The organism is Paenibacillus sp. V4I5 (assembly GCF_030817255.1).
Lineage (GTDB): Bacteria > Bacillota > Bacilli > Paenibacillales > NBRC-103111 > Paenibacillus_E.
Genome location: NZ_JAUSZB010000001.1, coordinates 278,171 through 300,857 on the forward strand (window position 1 = coordinate 278,171; position 22,687 = coordinate 300,857).

Annotated in this window: 22 protein-coding genes; 21 read left to right on the forward strand and 1 reads right to left on the reverse strand. The window is 41.5% G+C overall.

Annotated elements, in window-relative coordinates; translation table 11 throughout:
* The first annotated feature begins 127 nt into the window (after positions 1–127).
* From QFZ78_RS01370 to QFZ78_RS01440, 15 genes are all read left to right on the forward strand, one after another.
* Complete coding sequence (locus QFZ78_RS01370; protein ID WP_307544735.1) at positions 128–970, forward strand: tyrosine-type recombinase/integrase; 843 nt, start codon at positions 128–130, stop codon at positions 968–970.
* A 570-nt stretch (positions 971–1,540) separates the two neighbouring features.
* On the forward strand, positions 1,541–2,176 hold the full coding sequence (locus QFZ78_RS01375) for a stalk domain-containing protein (RefSeq protein ID WP_307544738.1): 636 nt from the start codon (positions 1,541–1,543) through the stop codon (positions 2,174–2,176).
* Between the two features lie 393 nt (positions 2,177–2,569).
* Positions 2,570–3,340 carry a hypothetical protein gene (locus QFZ78_RS01380; RefSeq protein ID WP_307544740.1) on the forward strand — a complete coding sequence of 257 codons (771 nt, stop codon included), beginning with the start codon at positions 2,570–2,572 and terminating at the stop codon, positions 3,338–3,340.
* Positions 3,341–3,514: 174 nt separating this feature from the next.
* Positions 3,515–4,966, forward strand: coding sequence for an IS1182 family transposase (locus tag QFZ78_RS01385; protein WP_307544742.1), 1,452 nt, complete (start codon positions 3,515–3,517; stop codon positions 4,964–4,966).
* Between the two features lie 201 nt (positions 4,967–5,167).
* Entirely contained in the window at positions 5,168–5,668 is a 501-nt protein-coding gene (locus tag QFZ78_RS01390) for a DUF4367 domain-containing protein (protein WP_307544744.1), read from the forward strand.
* Positions 5,669–6,241: 573 nt separating this feature from the next.
* A complete protein-coding gene (locus tag QFZ78_RS01395; RefSeq protein WP_307544746.1) occupies positions 6,242–6,889 on the forward strand; it encodes a stalk domain-containing protein in 648 nt (215 codons plus the stop codon).
* Between the two features lie 474 nt (positions 6,890–7,363).
* Entirely contained in the window at positions 7,364–7,597 is a 234-nt protein-coding gene (locus QFZ78_RS01400) for a hypothetical protein (RefSeq protein ID WP_307544748.1), read from the forward strand.
* Positions 7,585–8,625, forward strand: coding sequence for a DUF6094 domain-containing protein (locus QFZ78_RS01405; RefSeq protein ID WP_307544750.1), 1,041 nt, complete (start codon positions 7,585–7,587; stop codon positions 8,623–8,625). Before QFZ78_RS01400 ends, QFZ78_RS01405 begins: the two co-directional genes overlap by 13 nt.
* Positions 8,626–8,729: 104 nt before the next feature.
* Entirely contained in the window at positions 8,730–8,876 is a 147-nt protein-coding gene (locus tag QFZ78_RS01410) for a hypothetical protein (RefSeq protein ID WP_307544753.1), read from the forward strand.
* Positions 8,863–12,138: a DEAD/DEAH box helicase gene (locus QFZ78_RS01415; RefSeq protein WP_307544755.1), complete on the forward strand. Its 3,276-nt coding sequence runs from the start codon at positions 8,863–8,865 to the stop codon at positions 12,136–12,138. Before QFZ78_RS01410 ends, QFZ78_RS01415 begins: the two co-directional genes overlap by 14 nt.
* A 75-nt stretch (positions 12,139–12,213) precedes the next feature.
* Complete coding sequence (locus QFZ78_RS01420) at positions 12,214–13,050, forward strand: phosphoadenosine phosphosulfate reductase domain-containing protein (protein ID WP_307544757.1); 837 nt, start codon at positions 12,214–12,216, stop codon at positions 13,048–13,050.
* Positions 13,051–13,544: 494 nt separating this feature from the next.
* Positions 13,545–14,600, forward strand: a complete 1,056-nt coding sequence (locus QFZ78_RS01425; protein WP_307544759.1) for a toll/interleukin-1 receptor domain-containing protein — start codon at positions 13,545–13,547, stop codon at positions 14,598–14,600.
* Between the two features lie 576 nt (positions 14,601–15,176).
* The gene (locus QFZ78_RS01430; RefSeq protein ID WP_307544761.1) at positions 15,177–15,440 is read left to right on the forward strand and encodes a hypothetical protein; all 264 of its coding nucleotides are present in this window, start codon (positions 15,177–15,179) and stop codon (positions 15,438–15,440) included.
* Between the two features lie 187 nt (positions 15,441–15,627).
* Positions 15,628–15,849, forward strand: coding sequence for a hypothetical protein (locus tag QFZ78_RS01435; protein ID WP_307544763.1), 222 nt, complete (start codon positions 15,628–15,630; stop codon positions 15,847–15,849).
* A gap of 5 nt (positions 15,850–15,854) precedes the next feature.
* Positions 15,855–16,163 carry a hypothetical protein gene (locus QFZ78_RS01440; RefSeq protein WP_307544765.1) on the forward strand — a complete coding sequence of 103 codons (309 nt, stop codon included), beginning with the start codon at positions 15,855–15,857 and terminating at the stop codon, positions 16,161–16,163.
* A 737-nt stretch (positions 16,164–16,900) separates the two neighbouring features.
* Here the strand turns inward: QFZ78_RS01440 and QFZ78_RS01445 are convergent.
* Complete coding sequence (locus QFZ78_RS01445) at positions 16,901–17,164, reverse strand: hypothetical protein (RefSeq protein WP_307544767.1); 264 nt, start codon at positions 17,162–17,164, stop codon at positions 16,901–16,903.
* Between the two features lie 371 nt (positions 17,165–17,535).
* Between QFZ78_RS01445 and QFZ78_RS01450 the strand changes: the two genes are divergently transcribed.
* From QFZ78_RS01450 to QFZ78_RS01475, 6 genes are all read left to right on the forward strand, one after another.
* On the forward strand, positions 17,536–17,880 hold the full coding sequence (locus QFZ78_RS01450; RefSeq protein WP_307544769.1) for a hypothetical protein: 345 nt from the start codon (positions 17,536–17,538) through the stop codon (positions 17,878–17,880).
* Positions 17,880–18,407, forward strand: a complete 528-nt coding sequence (locus QFZ78_RS01455) for a hypothetical protein (protein ID WP_307544770.1) — start codon at positions 17,880–17,882, stop codon at positions 18,405–18,407. Before QFZ78_RS01450 ends, QFZ78_RS01455 begins: the two co-directional genes overlap by 1 nt.
* Positions 18,408–18,438: 31 nt before the next feature.
* Positions 18,439–19,569, forward strand: coding sequence for a hypothetical protein (locus QFZ78_RS01460; RefSeq protein WP_307544772.1), 1,131 nt, complete (start codon positions 18,439–18,441; stop codon positions 19,567–19,569).
* A 116-nt stretch (positions 19,570–19,685) separates the two neighbouring features.
* Entirely contained in the window at positions 19,686–21,023 is a 1,338-nt protein-coding gene (locus QFZ78_RS01465) for a Mov34/MPN/PAD-1 family protein (RefSeq protein ID WP_307544774.1), read from the forward strand.
* A gap of 62 nt (positions 21,024–21,085) precedes the next feature.
* Positions 21,086–22,111 (forward strand): ThiF family adenylyltransferase, encoded by a 1,026-nt coding sequence (locus QFZ78_RS01470; protein WP_307544776.1) that lies wholly within the window; start codon positions 21,086–21,088, stop codon positions 22,109–22,111.
* Positions 22,108–22,452 carry a hypothetical protein gene (locus QFZ78_RS01475; RefSeq protein WP_307544778.1) on the forward strand — a complete coding sequence of 115 codons (345 nt, stop codon included), beginning with the start codon at positions 22,108–22,110 and terminating at the stop codon, positions 22,450–22,452. Before QFZ78_RS01470 ends, QFZ78_RS01475 begins: the two co-directional genes overlap by 4 nt.
* Positions 22,453–22,687 lie beyond the last annotated feature (235 nt).

Genomic DNA, 22,687 nt, shown 5'->3' on the forward strand with positions numbered 1-22,687 from the left:
ATCTAGATGCTCGCCTGCAACATTGTCTACGCTAACAGGTAACGCTAGCATAAAAATAAGCATTAAGATTAAACCCTCCAAATTCTAGCAAAGCTAGAGATAACTTATACTTGGGAGGGTTTTTATTATGACATTGAAGGAGTTATGGATGCTGTATGAAGCTGACAAACGTATCCTGGGGTTCAGCTCACATACAATGAAAGCATACTTTCTACAACTCAACATGTTGATTCGTGAACTGGGTAATATGGAGATTGAAGAAATATCTTTAAATTTGTTAAAAGATTACTTTGCAAGGGTATCAGAGCGATTAAAACCGAGTAGCTTAGGTCATCGAATTCGATTTGTACGATCTCTTTTTCGCTTTGCATTTGAAGAAGGTCATATGACACGGAATCCTTCTCTCAAGCTGAGAGAGCCTAAGATGGACAAACGTATTCCGAAATTCCTAGTTGAGGAGGATGTTATTCATCTTAAGATTACCTGTCATTCTCACCGTGAGCATGCTCTGTTGGAATTTTTGTACTGCACAGGCTGCCGCGTAGGAGAAGTTCAGAAAATAAACATTGAAGACGTTAACTGGGAGAACTGTTCAGCAATTGTGAATGGTAAGGGTTCTAAACAAAGAGAGGTTTATTTTACTACCGAGTGTAAGGTTTGGTTAAAAAGATACTTAGAGAGCCGTGGAGATACTTGTAAAGCATTGTTTGTTACCGAAACGAATCCAACCCGACGATTGACGATTCCAACAATACGTTGGTCATTAAAAAAGCTGGCAAAACGCGGAAAAATTAATGCCAATGTATATCCTCATCGATTCCGTCACACATATGCCTGTCAATTGCTAGATAACGGTGCACCGCTAGAATTTATTCAGGGTATGCTTGGGCATGAAAAAGCGTCTACTACACAGATTTATGCTCAGCTGCGCGGAGAGCGTAGGAGAGAATTATATCGTCGATACTTTTAGGTATTTCATCGGTTACCCCCTAGAGGTTTACTTGACCTCATAATACGATAGGGCAGATTAGCACAATAAATGTTATTCTTGCAAATACCAGTTTATGGTATAATCTGCATAACTGAAGACAGTTATAACAAAATACTTAAGAAAAGGTGTGATCAAATGACCTTTGGTTATTTCATACTTTCAGTATTTGTTTCAATTATTCTCTTCTTTATAATTGGTATTACAATTAAGCCAAGTGCCAATGATGGAGGTATGGTTTTTATAATTGGAATTGTTCTTTCACTACAGCTTTCATTAATAACAGCAATTTTACTAAATAAAAAAACGGAAAGCTAAATACGAATCTTCGTTCAATAAGGGCTGTAAGAAAAAGGTGGTTACCTTTTTCTTACGCTCTAATGGGAAACTATTAGATCAATAACAACAGGCTGCCAGCCAGGTTACTTGGTAGTCTGTTGAAGTAACGGGCAGTTTAGTGATATTGCTTGAGAGTAAGAAAGATATAAATGGAAACTTTTTACTTGTTCGCTTCGTCTAATTCATTAGAAATTAATATCGGGAGTGATGAATTTGAAAAAGTTCTTTTTAGGTCTAATTTGCGGAATTGGTTTAACAGCGACAACTGCCGTGTATGCCTCTGACACAATTCAAGCGTACTTATTTCCAGTTAGATACGAGTTTAACGGTCAAACTAAACAATTAGACAGTGAATACACCACATTAAATTATAATGGTCATGCTTATGTACCTATTCGATTTGTTGCTGAGAGTCTTGGGGTAGGTATAAGGTATCTAGATAAAGATAAGGTTGTTTCCATCATGAATGAACCTACAAACATCGACGAATTTGCAAAAAAGGTATGGCTAATCCATTTTCGTTTGAATGTAGGTAATGATCAAAGATATGTTAAAGAACTTATTGGTGAGCCAGTAGTAGAAAGACCAAATGAAGATAATCAGCAAGCAGTATGGAGATATGATTACATGGCAACTCAAGACTATCAATATGGTGATTTAAGTAATATTGATTTTGAAAGTCTCGGACAAGGAAAGATACGGGGACAATTATTGATTAATTGGTCTAACGAAGGCAAATTAGAAAAGATTCAATTCTGGTACACTAGTTCGGTTACTGATGTAGATAGGAAAACTTATTCGTACATTCTTAATCAAGATGGTTCGACATCTGAAGCCATGTATGAATAATCAGCAGTAAACATATGAACGGGGACCATCTGTGAAGGAGATTATTATACTTGATACTTCCCTTATGTTTATTAAGCTCCCTAGGAAAACTATAGTTCTGAGCTGCATTGAAGCGGCTCCTTTTTGATTTCTTTGAACTAAAAGGCAGTAGAACGTGTTGGAAACTTGAGTTTAAGCTACCACTTTTTTCAACTGTATGGGAGGTTAACGCAACTATCAGTGTATTTGCATCGTCTAAACAATTGGTATTATTTGTTATTTAAGCAGGGGGTGATGATTTATGCTCATTGAAGAAGAGAACATTTTTTCCCGATGGTTACTTTTTGCCTTCTACTAAGTGAGGATGTTGAGAAGATCAGATATAGACATATTGATATGGGGAGGGAAGTTCAATTGAAGCATAGGTGGTCTTTACTCACAATAATAATTTTTTTATTGGTGGTAGGTTGCAATGTAAAGAATAATGATACGGCTACACAAGACGGACCTATAATACAAGAGTCAAATCCAAATTTATTGACTTCTGCTGAACCCAATAATTCGGGTCAAATTGGTGAAACAAAAGAACAAGTTAGTGATATCTCAGCAATTATCAATAAACTCCTGGATGTGAATCATAAATACTCAGCTTTAGAAGGAAAGATTATAAAAACACTTGAGTCTACTGGAGAAAAGGAACTAGTTGAACTTGTTATCGAACAACCAAGCCGATTCTACGTGAAGCACATATTAGATTCTAAAACACCGGATCGATTTGAAGAGTCAATAAATGACGGAACAAATGTTCAAATTAAAGGATCTGATGGTGAAATAAGTAAATTAACCCCAGCAGATATTAATGGACTTGGAGTACTTCTACCTATCGGTGGTGTAAACGAATTATTGTATCCAAAAATGTTTATTCACAATGCCATTAGTAGTGGTCAATCCACGTTAAAGGTTGAAGAAAAGTTCCTTGATCGTGATTCTACAGTTATAGTTATAAACCGTAAAGTGGGGATTGAGAAACTAGGGAATAAGCTAACTATTTGGTTTGATAACCAAGCTGGAATTATCCTGAAGATTGTTTCTTCGGATGGTGATAAGCCTGTACAAACTATTGCTTTTGATCAGATAAAATTTACTGAAAAAGCTAATGAAGAAAAATTTAAGAACATAAAGTGAAAAGCGTGTTCAACTAACGAAGAACGATAGCACAGAAATAAAACAGGCTGCCTGCATACTGGAGGCCACTGAAAAAGTTCAAATCATATAAATAGGGTACCTTATAACAATTCTGAGGAAAGGTACCCTGTTTTCCTGTATAATTTAGTTAACTAATTTCAGGTGGTGTCTCGGATGATTTCAAACCAACAATCCCTTATTCTTAGTCCATTTATGGCCATTTACGATATCGTAGTACCTAACGATAATATGTTACGTCAAATTAATGACCTCGTAGACTTTTCATTTGTCCATGAAGAATTACAGAATAAATACTGCCTCGACAATGGCCGAAATGCTGTTCCACCTATTCGAATGTTCAAGTATTTACTACTAAAATCAATCTTCGATTTATCAGATATAGATGTCGTGGAACGTTCGAAATATGACATGTCTCTCAAGTATTTCTTAGATATGGCACCAGAAGACAGGGTTATCGATCCCAGTTCACTTACGAAGTTTCGCAAACTTCGCTTGAAAGATATGAACCTTCTCGACATGCTGATTCAAAAAACAGTGGCAATAGCTTTGGAAAAAGAAATCATTAAGAGCCGCTCAATAATTGTGGATGCTACTCACACGAAATCACGATTCAATCAGCAATCACCAATAGAGATATTGAAGGAGAAGTCCAAACTGTTACGGAAATCAGTGTACCAGATCGATGAAAACATGAAGTACAAGTTCCCGCCAAAAACAACGTCTAACGAATTAGCAGATGAACTGGACTATTGTCAAAAAGTAATTGATTCCGTTGAAAAAGAAGAAGCTCTCCGCGAATATCCAAAGGTAAAAGAAAAGCTGAATTACTTGAAAGAAATGGTGGAAGATCACATAGAGCACCTTCAACTCTCGAATGATCCTGACGCACGTGTGGGTCACAAGACGGCAGACTCCTCTTTCTTTGGCTATAAAACACATATTGCCATGAATGAAGAACGTATTATTACAGCTGCCATCATTACAACAGGAGAGAAAAGTGATGGGAAACAATTACAATCCTTGATCGAGAAAAGTCGCAAAACAGGCATGGAAATCGATACGGTCATTGGAGATACTGCCTATTCTGAGAAAGAGAATATCCAATATGCCAATGAAAATGAATTGCAATTAGTATCAAAATTACATCCCTTAATTACACAAGGAAATCGTAAAAAAGAAGATGAATTTGAGTTTAATAAAGATGCAGGGCTGTACGTTTGCAAAGCGGGACATATGGCGATTCGCAGGGCGCGCACGGGAACAAAAAATATGGGTGAAAACCAAAGAGACTCCTATTACTTTGATATCGAAAAATGTAAAAAATGCCCTTTAAAAGAAGGTTGTTATAAAGAAGGGGCGAAAACAAAAGCCTATTCGATCAGCATCAAATCAGCGGAGCATAGCGAACAGCTAGCCTTCCAGGAAGGTGAACATTTCAAAGAGAAAGCAAAAGAGCGCTACAAAATTGAAGTGAAAAATAGTGAACTAAAACACAGACACGGGTATGATGTGGCATCTTCCTCGGGTCTCATTGGCATGCACATACAAGGAGCAATGGCTATATTCACTGTCAATCTCAAAAGAATATTGACGCTACTAAAGTAAAAAGCATGAAGAAAACCATAATAAAGGCGAATTCTCATTAAGATATTGAATGGAAATTCGCCTTTATCTATTTAGGTCCTCTTCACAAAATTAAAAACAGATGTTTTTCAGCGGCCTCTGCATACTGGGTAGCCTGTTCAAAAAATGGGCAGGATTACATAATAATTGGCGTTAAAGGAAAACTAAGTATGGGTGAATATAATGAAAACAAAGCTTATACTGATTTTAGTTCTTTTCTTTGGAGTTTCAATCCCTTCGGCGATTGCAAAATCAAATTATCCAAAGATAGATTTTCGTACACTAACCAAAATTAAGAACAAGGCGAATTTTAAAATGTTCGTCCCACATGAATTACCACCAAAGTGGACTCTAGAAGTCAAAATTCCTTATCCGTTGGATATCACAAAACCAATAAACGATATCAGACTACATTATTTTAGTCAAGATGATGAGTATATGGTAGGTATCCAACAGTTTAAAGAAACAAGAAACACCATTCTTGAGAAAGAATCAGTGAGTCCTGATTACATTGTAGAAAAGATTTTTGTCAATAATCATGAGGGGCGATTTAGTCCATGGTGGAAAACTAGAGGAGAGAATGGTGGGTACTTATCTTGGGTGCAAGACGGTACTTATATCACGATGGATAGCTTTAATTTAACAAAAGATGAAATGATGAAATTAGCTAAATTAATGGAGTGAGATTGCAACTGACTTTTCCATGTGAGTCAATGTTAATTGTTACGCTAACGAAAAGAGAAGTTCTATAAAGAAACCACTCCAATGTTAGGAGTGGTTTTGTCTTATATGGAATCATAAATTTTGTGGTTAAATGATACTTTGTGTTTAGATACACTACGGTGAACCGTACCATAGACGACAGGTCAGGTCATTAAGCTCCCTCGATATGATTTAATTTTCTCACGAAAGCTCGTGAATTCGCAGGATTTCATCCCATTTAGAATAGGTTGACGAATGAAAAGAGTAAGGATTGCTAGGCTAATCTGTTAGAAGGCGTGCGGGAACAGAGGTGGAAGTAGCCTCACCCAAATTGTTCCAAATACTGCACGTATTCTCCACGTAGCCCTTAGTGGTTGTCGCTCCCATGTCTCAACGGGTCAAAGCCCTTTCCTCTTCTTTTTTTCTAGTCTTCGGTTGTTGAGTTGGAACAAGCTATTCGTATTTTATGGTAGAAAGGATAATATCCAATCCTATATTTCTCAATAAATAGATGATTCAGAAATAGTACAAAATTAATTTTTGGAGGAATTCCCGGTGCATAAAAAAAAAATTATTTCATCAACATTGGTAACAACTACTATTGTCGTGTTATCTACTTCGTTAGGGGTTTTTGCAGGGAGTAATTTACAAGAGATCAAGGCATATTTAAACGGAGATATTAAGTTTGAAGTAAAAGGTTCTGCATGGGCACCAAAAGATTTGGAAGGAAATATGATATTGCCAATCACTTATAATGGTACTACCTATGTTCCTCTCCGAGCAATATCTGATGCATTAAATACTTCTATTGAGTATGATTCAAATCGGAATATGGTTATCGTTGGTGATAACGAAAAAAAGAATCCAACTAATGTTAATACTACTACCAAAACAAATGAGATAAATAAAATTGATGTTGTATTAAAAGCATTCCGTGACGATGGGTTTACTGTAGGTGAGAAAGAGGAACAATTTTATCAATTGATTGGAGCTGTGGACGGAGTAGGGGTAAATATTAATGGAATAGGAATAGAATTATATCTATACGATTCTAAAGATATTGAGAAGGTAGAAGAGGAAATGTTGAATGAATCGGCAATATTAAATGGCAACGTCATGCTTGTATTTCCAACACCTATCGAACATCCTGATAAAAATCGTATTATAGAGGTTTTTAAATCAGTTAAAGGAACTGGAAATTAAATGCCCCGTTTGTCCATTTGCACTTTATAGGCTAAAGGTAGAAATCCGTTAGAAGGTATGGATAAATATAAGGTGTTTCTGCTTTGCTGCATTTATAGTCTCTTATCATTGTATTTAATGTGGAGCTAATGCAGTATAATTGATCGTCGTTAAACACGTTGACGATAAATAGCTCCTTAACGTATAATGGGAACAAGACATTTCGGCACAAAGCCAGTTTACGCAAGCACGAGCTCCCTATGGGATGCTATTATCCCTTTTCTTGGGTGAGGTGCGCGCGTAACTGGCTTTTTTTGTTTTTTTACGCCGAAATTTTATGTTTGGAAGAAGCGCTTGTTAAGCAGAAATACTGCTTACAGGCGTTTTTTTATACAATCCGCCTCCCACTAGGGCGAACAAATGTCAGTGGCACGAGACAATAAACGATCGTGCCATTGGCACCCGTTTGTTTTCTCGTGGAAGAAGGAGGTCCATATGGACTTGAATGTACTTAATGAAAAAGTGGGAACTTGGTACGACACAATTCCCGGAGGTAGGTTAACCGTATTTTTGGTGCTTGTTGTATGTATTGTGAGCTTTATGATGACCGTTTACTTTGTAGATCGGCGCATCGAGAAGGCAAGGGCAGGACGTGCTAAACGATTCCAGGAGCAAAAGCAACTAAAACCCGCTCCGTATGAGATGGTGATCCGCAAATGGCAAGATTAGCATCGGAATCCAAAGCAGGTTACTATGCCACTCCGCCTGAAGAGATGGAACTGCTTCTAAGAGCGCTGCATGTTCCAGAAGTTGCAGCAGCTGAGAAGCCAATCTATATTTATGATCCGTGTTGCGGCGAAGGGGAGGCCCTCTCGATGCTTACTCAAGCATTCCATGAGAAGGGTGCAGTCAATACCCGCTCCTATGGAAGCGAAATCGAAGATGGTCGCTATGAGGTGGCTGCAGAAGTTCTTGACCATGTATTGCATGAAGGATATCAATTCGTTCGGACGGAACCGAAGTTTAGCTTATTATGGCTGAACCCACCGTATCAAGACGGTTTTTCCGAAAGAACAGAGCTGACGTTCCTTCGTGCCCTCACTGGTTCGAAGCAAGGTGTCCTTCAAAAAGGAGGCATCCTGCTATTTTGCATTCCACAATATGTGGTCAAGGATACGGCTGGCGTTTTGAGCGGCCGCTTCCTTGATCTGAAGGTCTTCAGGTTCACAGATGCGAACTATGACGTCTTTAAGCAAGTAGTCGTCGTAGGGAGGCTCGGTAAAGCGCCTGCAGCGGATCAGAAGAAGGCTTACAAAACTCTTGTCGCTATTGGCGAAGGGGAGCGGGATATGTTGCCCACCCTGGAGGATATGGAGCCTTTTGATATCCCTCCGTGTGATACGGACGGGGAGCCACTGTTTCGTGCAGGCCCGCTTCATCCCGAGGAAATGGCAAAAGATTTCGAAAGTTCTGCCGTTTTGGGGGATATACGAAGTCGATTAGCGCAGCTAAGCAGTGCGGCCACTATGAAGCGGCCCATGCTTCCCTTGAAGCCTGGCCACCTCGGCATTTCGATCGCATCTGGAGCCGTAGGCGGTAATATGGGAAACCATATTATTGCTGGCGTCACCAAAAAGCGAACGGATGACGAAGCCATGCACGATGATGATGGAAACTATGTAGGAACTCGCAGAATTCATCATTTCGCGAGCATCATTCGGGTTTTTACCCCGGATGGTGTGATCGATTTGAAGTAATGCAGTTTCAAGGTAAGCAGGTTGGGGCGTATGCTTCGGCCTGCTTTTTATTATGTTAAGGGAGGGAGCCCGATAGGCAGGATATACCTGCAGGGCGAACATATATGTCTATTAGGTATAAGTGGAGCATTATTGGTCTTGAGATGGAAAAAACAGTGAACTTGGATGAACTTCGGAAGTATCTTCGTTGGGAGTTCGAAGGGCGCATCGAGTTTTTAGCCATCGGAGGTCGATCAAATGAGAAGAAGTGAACAAGTCCTGCGCGTTCAAGCTGCAGACCGATCGTTTAGTGTGGTTCCCCATATTTTAATATGGGATCATGGGAAGGGCCGTAACCGGGAACTATTGTTTGCTTCATATGTAGGCGTTCCGGAAGAAGTCAAAGCGGTATCAGCGAGCATCTTAGAAGGTAGGGAAGTCTCCTATAACTCTCGTTCTTATGTACGCAGCATTATGGACACCTACCGACGAGTTGAGAAGGAAATCGGCACCGACGGTAGGTTAGCGCATGGTGTCGTGTATAACTCACTCTTTGAGATCGCAGAGACTCAGCAGGACAGCCAAGAGGAGAAGAACAATCGGGCTTACATCTTTGCTCCGGATGGCGATCTTCATGGAGCTATCGTTGAGCATGCGATGTCCCGATTTGGTTTACCGCAGGAGTGGAGACATGAATACATCCGAATTTTGGATGACTTCTTCACATCATTAGCTGTGGAAGTAAACCCTGAACTCCCTGAGTGGCAAAATGCGAAAGCTGCCTTCTTTTATGGAACGGAGGAAGGCATTCTAAGCGCGATCTCCGATGCTCTCCAGGCTGGGAAGCTACGGATACCTACAAGCTCCGTAGAAGGTACATTCGATCCTTCATGGAGCATGTCCGAGTATCTTCGAAATAATGCTTCACAGTTAGCAAAGCAACTCGAAGAAAAGCAGCCACAGCATACCTTTGATGATATGGTTGACCCGTCCATTGCTGACTTGAAGCGGATACCATTTCCGGTTCAAGCGCATATGGCACAGGCAATCGTTAACACGCTTGAGAATAGAGAACGAGTGTTCTGTGGAGGGGACATGGGCAGCGGTAAGTCAATCATTGCCTGTGCCGTTTCACACATTTTGCACTCTCGAAAGCGGAGGAGAAATGCCAAACATCAAGGCATGCCAGTTTTATTATCCGCACCGGGAATTACATTGCCCAAATGGAAAGCCAAAGAAATCGAAGGCACCATTGCGGGAGCAAAAGTAAACATCATCCGGAGTGGAATTGAAGCACTGCAGCTGCTTAGGAAAGTTCGGAGCGGGTACAAACCGACGGGTTTAGAATTTACACTCGTTGGGATTGACCGAGCAAAGCTTGGCTCGGAGACGTACTTCGGGGGCATATGGAAGCCAATCTTTGGTGAGAAGGATCATGGCGGTGAGTCCGTATATGCGTGGCATTGCTGTGATTGCGGCAAGCCGATCATGGTATTTCCTGATGGAAAGAGTAAAGGAGACAAAGTGCCGGCGACTTGGGACGTTTTCGCGGAAGGATTACCTCCGACACCGGATTCGATCCAAGAAGCCAAAACGAAGCGCGAACTGCTCCCAAATGGAATTCCGAAGAGATACCCGCTCAAGTGGGTGCGTAAAGCGGGACTTCTAACGAAATGTGATAATGTTGTTTCCCTCGTTGGGTGCCGTACTGATGATGGTATGGATGAAAAACAGCGAAAGGCAGCATTGAAGGAGCGACAGCACAACTTTCCTGATAGGGAGTGCGGCAATTGCTTCTACCGACCTGCATTAAAGTCACGCGGAGAGACGAAGAACAAGCCACGGGTAAATATCTCCCAGGTGCTAAAGCGTACAAAGCGGTACTTTGATCTGTATATTTGTGATGAAGCCCATCAGTGCAAGGCTGGTGACTCAGGGCGTGGAGATGCATTTGCTCAAATGGTGAAGTCGGCTCGTAGGACTCTAATGTTGACTGGGACCCCTACGAACGGTAAGAGTACTTCGATAAAGGAGCTTCTCTGGCGGACCGATCCGAAGTCACTTCTGGATGCGGGCATTAACTTCGACAGCGGTGATGTTGAGTGGGCTAAACGGTATGGGAAGATTGAGGAAATTATCCGCGATGAGGGTGGTGATGAGGGTGTCGTTACGAGACGGAAGAAAAAGTCTGTCACGACAAAGGAAGCTCCCGGCATAGCGCCACAGCTCACTGCCCAATTCCTACTTCATAAGGCCGCTTTCATAGAATTGCCTGACATGGGCCTTCCTTTAGTTAAATTGGAAGAATTACCCATTTTCATCAATATGGATTCGGAGCATAGGACCAGTTACTCAGCTTTCCATGATAACCTATATGAGGTATGTGCTAGAGCATCATCTGTAAGTGGTAGCGCCGGCGTATGGAGTAAGTTTAATCCTGCGACGCTCGTCTACGCGGACCGGCCTGATCTTGGTATGTCGGTAACGATCGGAGATGAAACTGTTTTTGCGGAACCGATTGGTGATGGCAGCGAGCTTCACGCGAAGGAACGCTGGCTGGTGGAAACTGTAAAGCAGGAAATCGCCGAAAATAGGCGTGTAACGATCTATAACTCGTATACCGGCCGATATGGAATGAATGAGAGACTTCGGGATATTTTGTCTCGAAACGGGATAAGGTGTCAGATCCTTGATGAGCCGAATACGGAGTTAAGGTCTGAACGGATTGCTGAATATGAAGAAAATGGAATACCTGTAATTATATGTAATCAGAAACTAGTGGAAGTAGGATTGGACCTCTTATTCTGGCCAACGATCATTTTCTATCAACTCTCTAATGAAGTTCCGACGGTACGTCAGAGTTCTCGTCGAGCATGGCGTGTAGGTCAAGACAGGCTCTGTAAAGTATACTACCCGGTCTACCAGGGTACACAAGCGATGCAACAATTCATTCGAATTATGAACGCAAGGGGACATTCCCTTCAAACTGAGGGTAGAATCGACAAGAGCGAGCTTGCTCAGTATTCACGAGACACGCAGTCGTCCCTAGCGAGGGATTTGGCTTCCTGTTTCGCATCTGCGGATGTGGCGCAGGCTTGGCAAAAACTTGCGGCGAAGGAGCTCGAGGGCATCGAAATGATTGCCGAGGATAACTTCAAAGAAGTGCTGAAGCAGCGTATGAAGGAACTTGCGGATGACACCATACGTCTTTGCGGGATGGATCCGGAAGTATGGCGTGCGGCTCGTGAGAATGCACAGCAGCAGGAAGAGGAACAAGTCCTTACTCCGGCTGCGGCTTATCAGAGCGAGGATGAGGTTATGGATGTCGATGTGGAGGTTCTGGATCTTTTCGATATTTTCGGGACCAAAACTGCAGAGACAGTCATTACCGAAGTGGCTACGTCAAAGCAGAAGCAGGAGATCGAAACGATTCAGCTTCTTACATTTGCGGAGCTCGCAACTGCTTCTGGAAAGAAAAAAGTCAAGCGGCCAGCGAAGATTATGGAAAATCAATTGCTGCTCTCGTTTGGATAACACTATGTACAAAGAAGAGGCTTGCAAAACGTGCGGCCTCTTTTTCTATTTATTCTAAAAGAGGAGTGTTATAATATGAATAACGTACTTCAGCAAGCACCGGTTAAGATTGATCGTTTTCTTCCCTATCCAAAGGAATTACCACCATTGGATTCGTTCGATGAAATTCATTGTAATGTCAGTGGTGGGAACGACTCAACGGCAGCGCTGCTCTATATGCTTTACGGTTACAATGTCCCGAAGGAGAAGGTAATACTTTTCCACAGTAGGGTCGACGGTCCTCCAGAGAACGAAGTATTTTTTGATTGGCCGGAGTTCACCGAATCACATCTCGATTACCTAAGTCGACACTTCGATTTACCGTTAGTAACTGCTTGGGATGAAAAAGGGTTCTTAAGGCGAATTGAGGATCGTGGGATGTTTCCGGACAGTTCAGCGAGATTTTGCACTTCGTACCTCAAGAGGGATGTGTACTTAAAATATGCTAGAACCAGAAGCGGGAACATCTTGTGCGTCACGGGTGAGAGGCACGAAGAGAGCTCCCGTCGCGCGGGGTACCCTTCCTGGTCAATAAGTAGCGCGACTGCCGAAACAAAGGGTAGGTATGTGTACAATTTCCGCCCGATCTTGCACCTTAAGAAATTTGAAGTTAGGGCATTGTTAAAAGAGGCTGGAGTAAAGGAACATATGGCTTATAATTATGTTTCTAGGGTAAGCTGTCGGTGGTGTATCTTTGCTTCACCGGACGAGATGAAAGCTGTAGCTGAACTTTATCCTGCCGCTTGGCAGAAGCTCAAAACCTTAGAAGCATCACTTGGCGGACACACCATGAAGTATCAAAAAGGGAAGCGAATACCCCTTTGTGATTTTATCCATGAAGATTCTGAGTTTGAACAATTATTGTTAAGATAAATTATAGGGCAGAGCAGCGGGTTAGTCCCACTTCTCTGCCTTTTTCGTTTGTCAGGAGCTCGCACGATCACTATCCCACAGATGCTTAATATGGCAGTAATAATCCTCAAGTTGCTTGAAATGAAGCAGGAAATAGCTACGTCAAAGAGAAACCTTATAACTTCATCAACAGTTTATGTCATTTCATATTACAAAAAATACGGAAAGTGTCATTCTAAATTACAGACAATCGGGTTTGTGTCATTTTTAGTTACAGAAATTAAGCTGATTTGGATTTCATTTTGACACCGGTTGTAACTTCATTTGTCACTGATTTTGAAGCTGCTCTGTCACTACTTTCACATACTCATAAGAGAGAGGTTTGATCATTTATTATATTCACACATGTGTTAAAATGGAAGGATATGGGGCGAACATCCCTTTACTGGACTTGTACAGCTGAGATTAGTTGAAGTACATGACCGCTATACTTTCTACTATGGAGATGATACATTTTGACAAAGATTTTTATTAGCCACGCTACAGCCGATAACAAAATGGTAACAAAACTTATGGATATGCTTCAAACCCAATTCAATCTAACTAGGGATAACTTCTTCTATACTTCCGATGAAGAACTTACATTCGGAGGTAACTGGATCGAAGAAATCCGAAAAGGGATGATAGATGCAACTTTGATTCTGCCGATAATTACTCCACGGTATTTGGAAAGCCAATTTTGCCTCTGCGAGTTAGGTGCTGCGTGGGTAAACCAGCAAGCTTTGGTACCAATTATTATTCCTCCATTAGATCATAATGCATTGTCTGCAACCCCATACCGTACTTGGGTGCAGGCTCTTACCTTAACTACGACAACTGATCTTCAGCGCTTGGGTGATGCCTTCACCAAAAGACAAATAGGAACAGCTGCTCAAATGGTTCGTTTTACAAGCAGAGCACAGGATTTCTATAATGAAACACTCACTCCGTTTATAGAAGAAATGAAAAAGAGAGAGACAATTACGCCAGCCATAGTGAAAACGTTACGCGATCAAAATGCTGCGCTGAACGAGGCATTTAAGATGACCGAGGACGAAGTGAGGGCGCTACAATCAGAAAACGAGAAGCTCCGTAGTATGAAAGATGCCGAGCAAGTGAAAGCGATGGATCATTCCCAAATGAGCGAATGGGATACGTTTTTGCAGGCTGTAGAAACCGCTAAGAAAACCTTATCCAACTTCAACCGTCTAGCAACAAGTGTTCTTTATCATAACTACAAAGGATCGCCTTATGGTGGATTTGTAGGTGCTGACGAAGACAGATATCAACTTAATGTTCTGGAGAACGAAGGCCTAATCGTATTTGATGAGGGGTGGCAACCAGACTTTAAGCACCCTCTAGTGGATCAGGCTCAACAAGCATTATCCAAATTGGATAATGTAATACGGACATATGGAGATATTATTCAGGATCGTTTTTTTAAAGATTTTGGCACTGTTCGACTTGGACTTGCTTTTTCACCTTTCTGGGAAAGAGTTCTTGAACAAAGAATTGATCACTCCACGAGATGATTTCATATCTACGATAGCGGGTGTTTGCTTTTTTGAAGCTTCGGCTGCGATTAAGGAGCTTCCTGCAAAACCTTTGATTTGCTGGTTTCTTGCACTTCAAAACTTATTTGTCACCCTAAAATTAAATTTATTATTATATATAATTTAAATAAACTCAAAGGACACAACATTCTTACTATCTGTAGTCAGTAATTACTCCACCCGGATTCCCCCCTATGCAGGCAAATTTACGAGAAGAATTATAAGAGTCGTAACCAGTAAAAAGAGTCGTGAACCAGTAAAAAGAATCATGAACCAGTAAAAAATGTCATGAACCAATGTACATAGGCGATAACCATTTGTAAGGGATGAAAAATGTAAGGACGGTAGTGTGGAAGTTATTTACATCCCATATTTTAATATGATAGTATGTAAGTAATCTTCAATCTTTAACCTTGTTCAAGTCTACCGCCCTATGGGTTGGATCTATGCTCCTAGAATACGTCTATCCATTTTTGGATATTTGTTATTCTAGAAGAATGAGACCATCCTATGGGCGGTTTTTTGCATTTCTAAAATATGTCAGGAGGAATGAGTATGTTTTTTATGTTTAAGACGAAGAAACCCCAAAAAGTTGCAATTATCCAGGAAGGAACCCTTTTATATAAAGCTCACTGCTTATATTCAAAGATTCTTCGCATGGAGGCAACAACGGGTAAAAGGATTATTCCAAGTCTGCACAAGAACTTCATAGCTGCGCACCATGATTATTTCTATGACGAGCACTACGCTGCAGCTGTTCTAAAAGTGCTGAAATGGAATAAGAAGAAAGTCATTAATGCGGGATTCATTCTGCCCTAATGACGCTTATGTACAAATGATACGTATCTATTTATGAAATAAGAAGGTGTTACCTCCAACAACGGGGTAACACCTTTTTATTTGAAAGGAGGTGGTGCCATTGCAGGTAACGGGTTAGTCAATTACTGGGAACATGGCAATCAGACAATGCATCAAACTATGTACATTTAGTAGGAGGGAACTACCTATGATCAAAGCCAGTGCTATGGAACCCAAAGGCAGCTTGCCAGCCGAGGTTCAAGAGTTGTGTCGCAAATTAAATATGAACCCCGAGGAAACGATTTCTCATGCGTTGTCGCTGCTTAATGTAAGCCTTCAATTGCAAGAGCAGGGATACCAAATTCAGGCACGCCGAAAAATCGGATTCTGGATACGGGAGGTTAGAAACATTTTATTAATTAGGAGGTGAGCTCTATGACTGAAATCAAATGGGATGAAGTCAAAGTAGAACAGTTGAGCTCCGACCAAAAGGGCAAAATGAAAGTGGGTGACCAAGAAAAAATAGTCATCGATGAAGTAAAGACGGAACGTTCGTTTTTGCTAAAAACGATGCTATGTTTCTTTGGTATTATGGTCACTTTTATCCTCTTGGTCGTTATATATCAACTGCTTGTCAAAGGAGATGTCGATAAATCGATCGAGGTTCTGAAGTTAATCTTTGGTGCTATCAGTCCACTTATTGGCACGTTCCTTGGATTTTATTTTGGCAAGCAAAGTAAATAATATGATTGAAGTTCCCAGAATTAATTGGATATCATTTGCTGTGGCAAAAAGATCAATTAATAAACGGATAAGGTCAAGAACGATCTTACTAACAAAGGGATTTCAAAAAAGGAGAGTATAATACATGAAGATTGATATATTATTGGGAATTCTTTTAGCACTGTCAGTGTATTTTTTGGTAAAGAGGAAAATCCCGATGACTTACAGTTTTTCAGCTATTATCTTATTTGCAATTTTTATATTCATTAATCACGTAGAGATACCGTTTTACAAAACTATTTTTGGTCAATAAACAATTAGTAGCAAAAGCAAATAAAAAGCCGGCAATTAGAATTCTAATTGCCGGCTTTTTTATGCGAATATGGTCAATGTGTCTCCTATTCAAGGATAATGTAAATCCATTGAATCACTTTGGACTATTATGATTAAAGACATTAAATTGCATTTCTTAAATACGAACTAAACATCTCTTCGTCCAGTAACGGTATATTCTTACTAAACCGACTCTTGCAATAGGACAACGAATTTTTTTGAGAATTCCTTCGCTTCAGTCTCGGTATCAAACAAATCAATAAAATGGCGAAGAGGAGTGTTCACATCTTCAAATAGTTTATAGACCAAATATACGTAGAATTTTCCGTCTTGATTTTGAACAACCATATTAGCTTCCAGTCCAATAACCTCCTTTAGTAGGTCAATTGTCTAATTTCTTAAAGCAGATGTTTTTCTCATTTCACCTAACGAATCAAATTCAAAGAGATCATTCGATATTCCCGCTCTCCAAAGATCCCCTTTTCCTTGTATCCGCCAATTTCATATCCTTTTTCCTGCAGCTCTATGCACATATGGAGCAAAGAAAGAGAGACGGAGACCAAGTCAGTATCCGTAGAAATGTTAAGCTTTTCTTTCATCCATTCCATCTTTTGTAAAGTATCCTGATTTTTAATCGTAGCACGCTTTGGGGGGATTGTTTCAGGAACAGATTGATCGTGGTCAGTCATAGGTATGCCCCTTCCAGTTTTTTCTTTTAATGATAACACATTGGTCGATTCGTGGTCAATTTATGGATGTATTATGTACATAATTAGATCATTAAATGCACTTTGAAAATGGAGGAAGGAATATATGTAAATACGATATAGACAGGGTATAAACACGATGGTAAAATATGAATATGAATTTTTTGCCTTAAGTGGCCTTTACGCAAGTTCTCAAGCCCTATGTTGGCTGTTGTCTATCACAGGAAAATTTCTGTTTTCTTGTGTAAAGAGCAGTTAGTATGGGGTTTTTCTGTTGCAAAGAAAGCGGTGTTCGAGCGATATATTTCGCTTGTACAGCGCTTTTTTTCATATAAAACAAAGGAGGCAAGAATGTGGGTACTATGGTGATCAACGAAATGTTTTGGGCTGGTATTAAATCCGATGCTTTAAATTCGGAGTATGTTAAGCGATTTGAAATGGAACAGATACTGCTTCATGCCATTGCTTACCGACCCGGTGCAATTGTGAAGGATGTTCTCGATGTTCTGAAGTCAATGGATGTACAAAAACTAAAGAACTTGTACGAGGAGCTCTACCATTATGTAGCAGCCGACTATGGTTCCGAAGACTTCGACCAGGAGAATTCACATCAAACCATTATGGAAATCAATCGAACCGTGGGGATCAGCGATATGATTAGGGCTCTGCCAATTGATCGAAGAAGGAGGTTGCTCTAATGAGCCACTTTCTCGGTCTTACAACAGATGTCCAATCGGAATATTTGCAAGGTCTCAATATGTTAGTCACGGTTCGTATGATGATGGAAAAAGGGTTGCCGATTTATGAAGACTGGAAAATCGGCGAAAATATCCTGGAGCAAGTGCTTACGACACTCTTTGGTTGGGAACGCATTGAGGAAATAGAGAATGAAGGCTATTTTATCAAAGTGGAGCTTTCCGAAGATAACATCGATCGTGTGAACGGCTGCCTTGGGGAGCTTGGAGATGAGAATGAGAGCCTGCCTTACGAAGTGCATGAGGAAGGTATATCGCTTGAGTTCTTTAATTGCAGTGTCCCATTGTTTGAGATATTTGATGAGCTACTTAGCCTTTCTGAGCTAATCGTCAGTATAGCGAACAGCACAATGTCGGCAGAAGCCCTCACCGAGCGTGTTACAGAATCGCCAACTCTTTCGAAAAGGAGGATTAGGCGCGGTGTCACAGCTCGTAAAGCGCGTATGAGTCAAAAGATTATGCGGAATTAGCACCGCACTATGTGAAATGGAGGAATGAACTATGGAAACGTTGGTAAAGCCTACACTGATGCAAACTCGTATTACCATCGATGAGGAAGGTATCCAGAAGCCAATCGTTGAGCGAATAATGGGTGGTGTTGTCGTTCAGGAAGTCAGGGTGAATGCTGTGGATCTACAAAAGCACATGATCCATAGCGCAGATACGTGGATGCTATATACCGCCATTCTTGACGACCCTAAAGCGTTTATTAGTGAACTTTTCCGCTACGAGGCTGAAGTTGGGGCGAGCGGTGATCGCGACGATATCCTAAATGCGATTATCGAAGAACTCTCAGACGGTTATAGGAAATCGGATGATGAACTCATGCGTAAACTTCTGGCAGTATTGCTGGAGAATGCGAATATCCCAAAAGTGGATAACGCTGCCTATAACAATCTCGTGAAAGCAATGACGGAAAAGCTATCTAAGATCGAAGACCCAAATGATCTGCGGCGGATGTTTGAGCTGCTGCTTGATAAGGCTCATGTCTTCGACACACCAGATCGTGAAACGATCAAAACCATCTTGGATGCAACTGTGAGGCATGTGAAGGAATTTGAGTCAGAAGACGCTATAAACGACCTGTGGGCTCACCTTGCAAAAAGAGTCAAGAAAGACGTCGTACTCGAATTTGCTAAGGAGCATCTCGATGATTTGGAGCTAACGACCCCGATTCTTCCACGAAATTGCTTGTATTTTAAGCAGTCGAAGAAACGGACGGTTATTGCTTTAGAGGTGGAGCGGGCACGCTGGGACGTGAATTTGAGAGGGCAAATGATCGAGCAGGTTGGGCATCCGAAACTCATTTTCATCTTTGAATTAAGCGATCGGCGAATCAATGCAAAGGTTGCGGCAGTCAAAGATGAGGTAGTTACAGAAAAATCCAAATTGTATCGGTATCCATTCTCTCATGTTAGCGGAAATATGGTTTGCTGCTGGAATTACTTCCCGGCACTTAAGGAATTCAGAAATATCGAGTCGTATCCGTATATTTTCCTTCAAGGGGAACGGAACTTCGACTTATATGTAGGGGAAAAGAACTATCGCGAGCTTCTGGCTGAATTAGCCGGCCAAGACTTTGACGATAAGCATCTCGTTGAAACCGACAAGGTTTTGGCAGACATTCTATGATATCGTCGGGTGTGACGACCCGTTCGAATAAAAGGTCCATCACATTTGCTGTGATGAAATAACTTATGTACAAGGGAGGAAGTTCCGCGGACGAATGAGCTGCGGGGCGATTAAACATGGACTTACTTACGATGCTTGGTATTGACGCAGGGGCTGCAGCACCAGTTGTAGAAACGGGCAAGAATGCTTCTAAGAAGAAGCAGCAGACGAATGATAAGGGAACAGCTAAAAGTGATACCAAAGGTGCTAAATCTAAGGTAAAGCCGAAGCCGACCATTAGGCGGTACGAAACACAAGCCGATATCCGTAAAATGCTTGTCGGGCTTGATTGGACCGTACATTACGCTATGCATTCATTCTCTGTTTCCGACCTTAGTAGGCGCCTTGTGGAAATGAATGATCAGGATATCGAAGAAGTGAAGACTGCTCTATGGGGTATGGTTCCTCAGGAAGTAAAGGAAGACCTCGATAAAGCTCGTCAGGCCAAAGCGGAAGCTGAAGCAGCCATTGCTGCAGGCGGTAATGTGGAAGGCACTGGCGAAGGGGCGAGAGATTCCGAAATGGAAGACGAGGAAGAAGATGATCTGGAAGTTGATGAGGATAATGACGAAGTTGTTGTAAAGAAACCACAACCTCAGACATCAACAGAAACGAAAATCCCGGAAGTCCAAGAGGGCGAACTAACCGTTGATATGCTACGACTTGCGCTAGCGCTTGACTATTTCGAGTTTGCTAACGAAGAAGCCGTTGCGTGGCGCGTCGATAAAGAAAACAAGCGACTGACTCCTTCCATCAGTGCTGGCAAAATGGGCAATAGTTTTCCCGCTTATCAAGCATTTCACTGGAAGCTTAGCGAGTTTGAAAAGGCTCCATCAAAGCCTATCAATTACGTCGCGGGAAGAGACGGCCGTCTCTATGAAGTTCGGGAGAACAAGCACCTTAAGGTTACGGTAGCCGCACAAGTTGTTCCAACGCTGGAGAATGTCACTGAAGGGGTTTCGTTTAAAATGAACAAGATCCCGGGAGTTTTTCTGAAACAGACGCTTGATTTCTTCAAGCACTTTGTTCTAGAGAAACGTGAGGCACTCGTCTATGTGGCCTGGAACCGAACGACCGAAGCTTATGAGCTGCATTGTCCCGAGCAATGGGCAAATGTTGTTAATGTTGAAGCTGATTATCCTGATGATCCGGAGCGAGATATTGTTCTGATCATGCACTCGCATCATGTGATGCCGGCTGTTTTTTCCGCAGTAGATGACCGTAACGATAAAGCACTTTGCGTCTACGGTGTCTTCGGGAACTTAGATAAGCAGACGATTGATCACAGATTTCGTGCAGGGTTCAATGGGCAGCATCTATATGTGAACATAGCAGATGTTTTTGACGTTGAATCTACCTATTCGGCATGCACGTTCCCGCCTGAATGGGTTGATCGCGTACATCAGTATGTATAAAAGTAGGAGGCACCCGCAAAAGCGGAGGCCTCTATTTTTTAATATGAAGAGGAGGAGATTCCATGCCAGGAATCATTCAATTTGATAAACGCATTAATCTTCAGATTGTAATTATCGGATTAGGGGCGAACGGCTCCCATTTCTACAGGGGGCTCTGCCAAGATCTTCGAACACATTTTAATGCTTTCCAGCATAATCGATATAAACGACCATTTTTCTTGGAACATATTATGCTGGTTGATGGAGACCGGGTTGAAAAGAAGAATTTGGGTAATCAAATTTTTGAGCCGGAAGAGGTCGACCAATTTAAGGTACAAGCGCTTGCCGAGCGTTACGGTGATTTTTACGGAATTGAAACGTTCCGCCGTACCGAGTATATTGCGGATGTGTCTGATCTAGGCAGTCTGCTGGCAGATCCAGGAAAGGATAGCAGCACCATTTTTCTTCCCGTTCTTATTGGCATGGTGGACAACCATGCGACGAGGCAGATCATGGATGCCTATTTCCGATCCGAGGAAGCGCGCACACTGCTGTATATCGATGCGGGAGTTCACGGTGTAACACTCAATCGGTTGAATGAGGCTAAGCCTGAGACTGGCAACGGCGGTCAAATTGTGGTTGGGCTAAAGTATAACGGACGGAAAATTTTAGAGCCGGCTGGTAGCCTATATCCGGAGATTTTAACGGATACCGAGTCTCGGATTCCGGGATGCGGTGAAGTAATCCAATCAGCACCACAGCGCTGCGCAACAAATAAAATGGCTGCACAGCTCGCAAACAATATCATAAACACCTTGCTCACAGAGAAAGCGATCCTTGTTCATCAAGCCATCTTCGACTCTCGGATGTCTGGGGTACGGCCAGAATTTGTAAGTATGGCCCAGCAGGAACTGTTTAAGGATACGCTGAAAGAAATGGCGTCCCTTAAACAAACTGTTGATAGGCCAAGCGTTGCAAAGCGACCTGCAAAACAGGATGATGGCTCTAATCCCGATCCTGATGAACACGAATTGGATGATGAGGAATTCGATGAAGATGAACTAGATATTGATGACTGGGACGATGAGTGCGAGGAGGAAGACCAATGACTTCCATTCACGCAAGCTGGTTATCTCGCGAGGAACGAGTTGAGGTTGTCAAATGCCCGGTAACTACGCGGCCTAAGACATTACACTCTTCTGCCTATCGTGCTAAACGTCAAGATGGTAGTGTCGTATTTATTGAGCGCAAGGATATCCTTTTAGAAGACGAGGAAACACTTATTGAAGAATTAGCTCGTATTTTAAAGACTTATAACAACCCACAGCGTTCCGACAGGTACAGTCTTATTCTGAGGCAGCTTATGAAGAATGAAGTTCCTTTCTATCGGCCGCTTGAACAAAGAATGTCCGAATCAAATAATGAACAATTGCTTTTACGCTTAAAGTAGGCAGGGATTCGTTTTAAGAATGGATAGAGTTTTCAGATTACATCTGAGGCTCTATCCATTTTTATGTTCTTTTACAATAACGTTATGACTTGGTAAAAAAAGTATTAGTGAATTGAACTATCGTTCTGCGTTTGTTTAATGTATGAACGTAAGTACTGTATTAATAAGAGGATTGGTATTTATACTGACACATTTGCAGTCTTTAGTTTGCTCATCCTTTTTTATTCCCAAAATC

What these genes read in the sequence shown, in the direction of transcription:
- QFZ78_RS01445 (WP_307544767.1), bottom strand. Translation starts at nt 17,164, where the DNA reads ATGACTGACCACGATCAATCTGTTCCTGAAACAATCCCCCCAAAGCGT.
- QFZ78_RS01410 (WP_307544753.1), top strand. Translation starts at nt 8,730, where the DNA reads ATGTCTATTAGGTATAAGTGGAGCATTATTGGTCTTGAGATGGAAAAA.
- QFZ78_RS01455 (WP_307544770.1), top strand. Translation starts at nt 17,880, where the DNA reads ATGAGCCACTTTCTCGGTCTTACAACAGATGTCCAATCGGAATATTTG.
- QFZ78_RS01390 (WP_307544744.1), top strand. Translation starts at nt 5,168, where the DNA reads ATGAAAACAAAGCTTATACTGATTTTAGTTCTTTTCTTTGGAGTTTCA.
- QFZ78_RS01475 (WP_307544778.1), top strand. Translation starts at nt 22,108, where the DNA reads ATGACTTCCATTCACGCAAGCTGGTTATCTCGCGAGGAACGAGTTGAG.
- QFZ78_RS01430 (WP_307544761.1), top strand. Translation starts at nt 15,177, where the DNA reads ATGTTTTTTATGTTTAAGACGAAGAAACCCCAAAAAGTTGCAATTATC.
- QFZ78_RS01435 (WP_307544763.1), top strand. Translation starts at nt 15,628, where the DNA reads ATGATCAAAGCCAGTGCTATGGAACCCAAAGGCAGCTTGCCAGCCGAG.
- QFZ78_RS01415 (WP_307544755.1), top strand. Translation starts at nt 8,863, where the DNA reads ATGAGAAGAAGTGAACAAGTCCTGCGCGTTCAAGCTGCAGACCGATCG.
- QFZ78_RS01440 (WP_307544765.1), top strand. Translation starts at nt 15,855, where the DNA reads ATGACTGAAATCAAATGGGATGAAGTCAAAGTAGAACAGTTGAGCTCC.
- QFZ78_RS01400 (WP_307544748.1), top strand. Translation starts at nt 7,364, where the DNA reads ATGGACTTGAATGTACTTAATGAAAAAGTGGGAACTTGGTACGACACA.
- QFZ78_RS01420 (WP_307544757.1), top strand. Translation starts at nt 12,214, where the DNA reads ATGAATAACGTACTTCAGCAAGCACCGGTTAAGATTGATCGTTTTCTT.
- QFZ78_RS01405 (WP_307544750.1), top strand. Translation starts at nt 7,585, where the DNA reads ATGGCAAGATTAGCATCGGAATCCAAAGCAGGTTACTATGCCACTCCG.
- QFZ78_RS01465 (WP_307544774.1), top strand. Translation starts at nt 19,686, where the DNA reads ATGGACTTACTTACGATGCTTGGTATTGACGCAGGGGCTGCAGCACCA.
- QFZ78_RS01370 (WP_307544735.1), top strand. Translation starts at nt 128, where the DNA reads ATGACATTGAAGGAGTTATGGATGCTGTATGAAGCTGACAAACGTATC.
- QFZ78_RS01470 (WP_307544776.1), top strand. Translation starts at nt 21,086, where the DNA reads ATGCCAGGAATCATTCAATTTGATAAACGCATTAATCTTCAGATTGTA.
- QFZ78_RS01460 (WP_307544772.1), top strand. Translation starts at nt 18,439, where the DNA reads ATGGAAACGTTGGTAAAGCCTACACTGATGCAAACTCGTATTACCATC.
- QFZ78_RS01385 (WP_307544742.1), top strand. Translation starts at nt 3,515, where the DNA reads ATGATTTCAAACCAACAATCCCTTATTCTTAGTCCATTTATGGCCATT.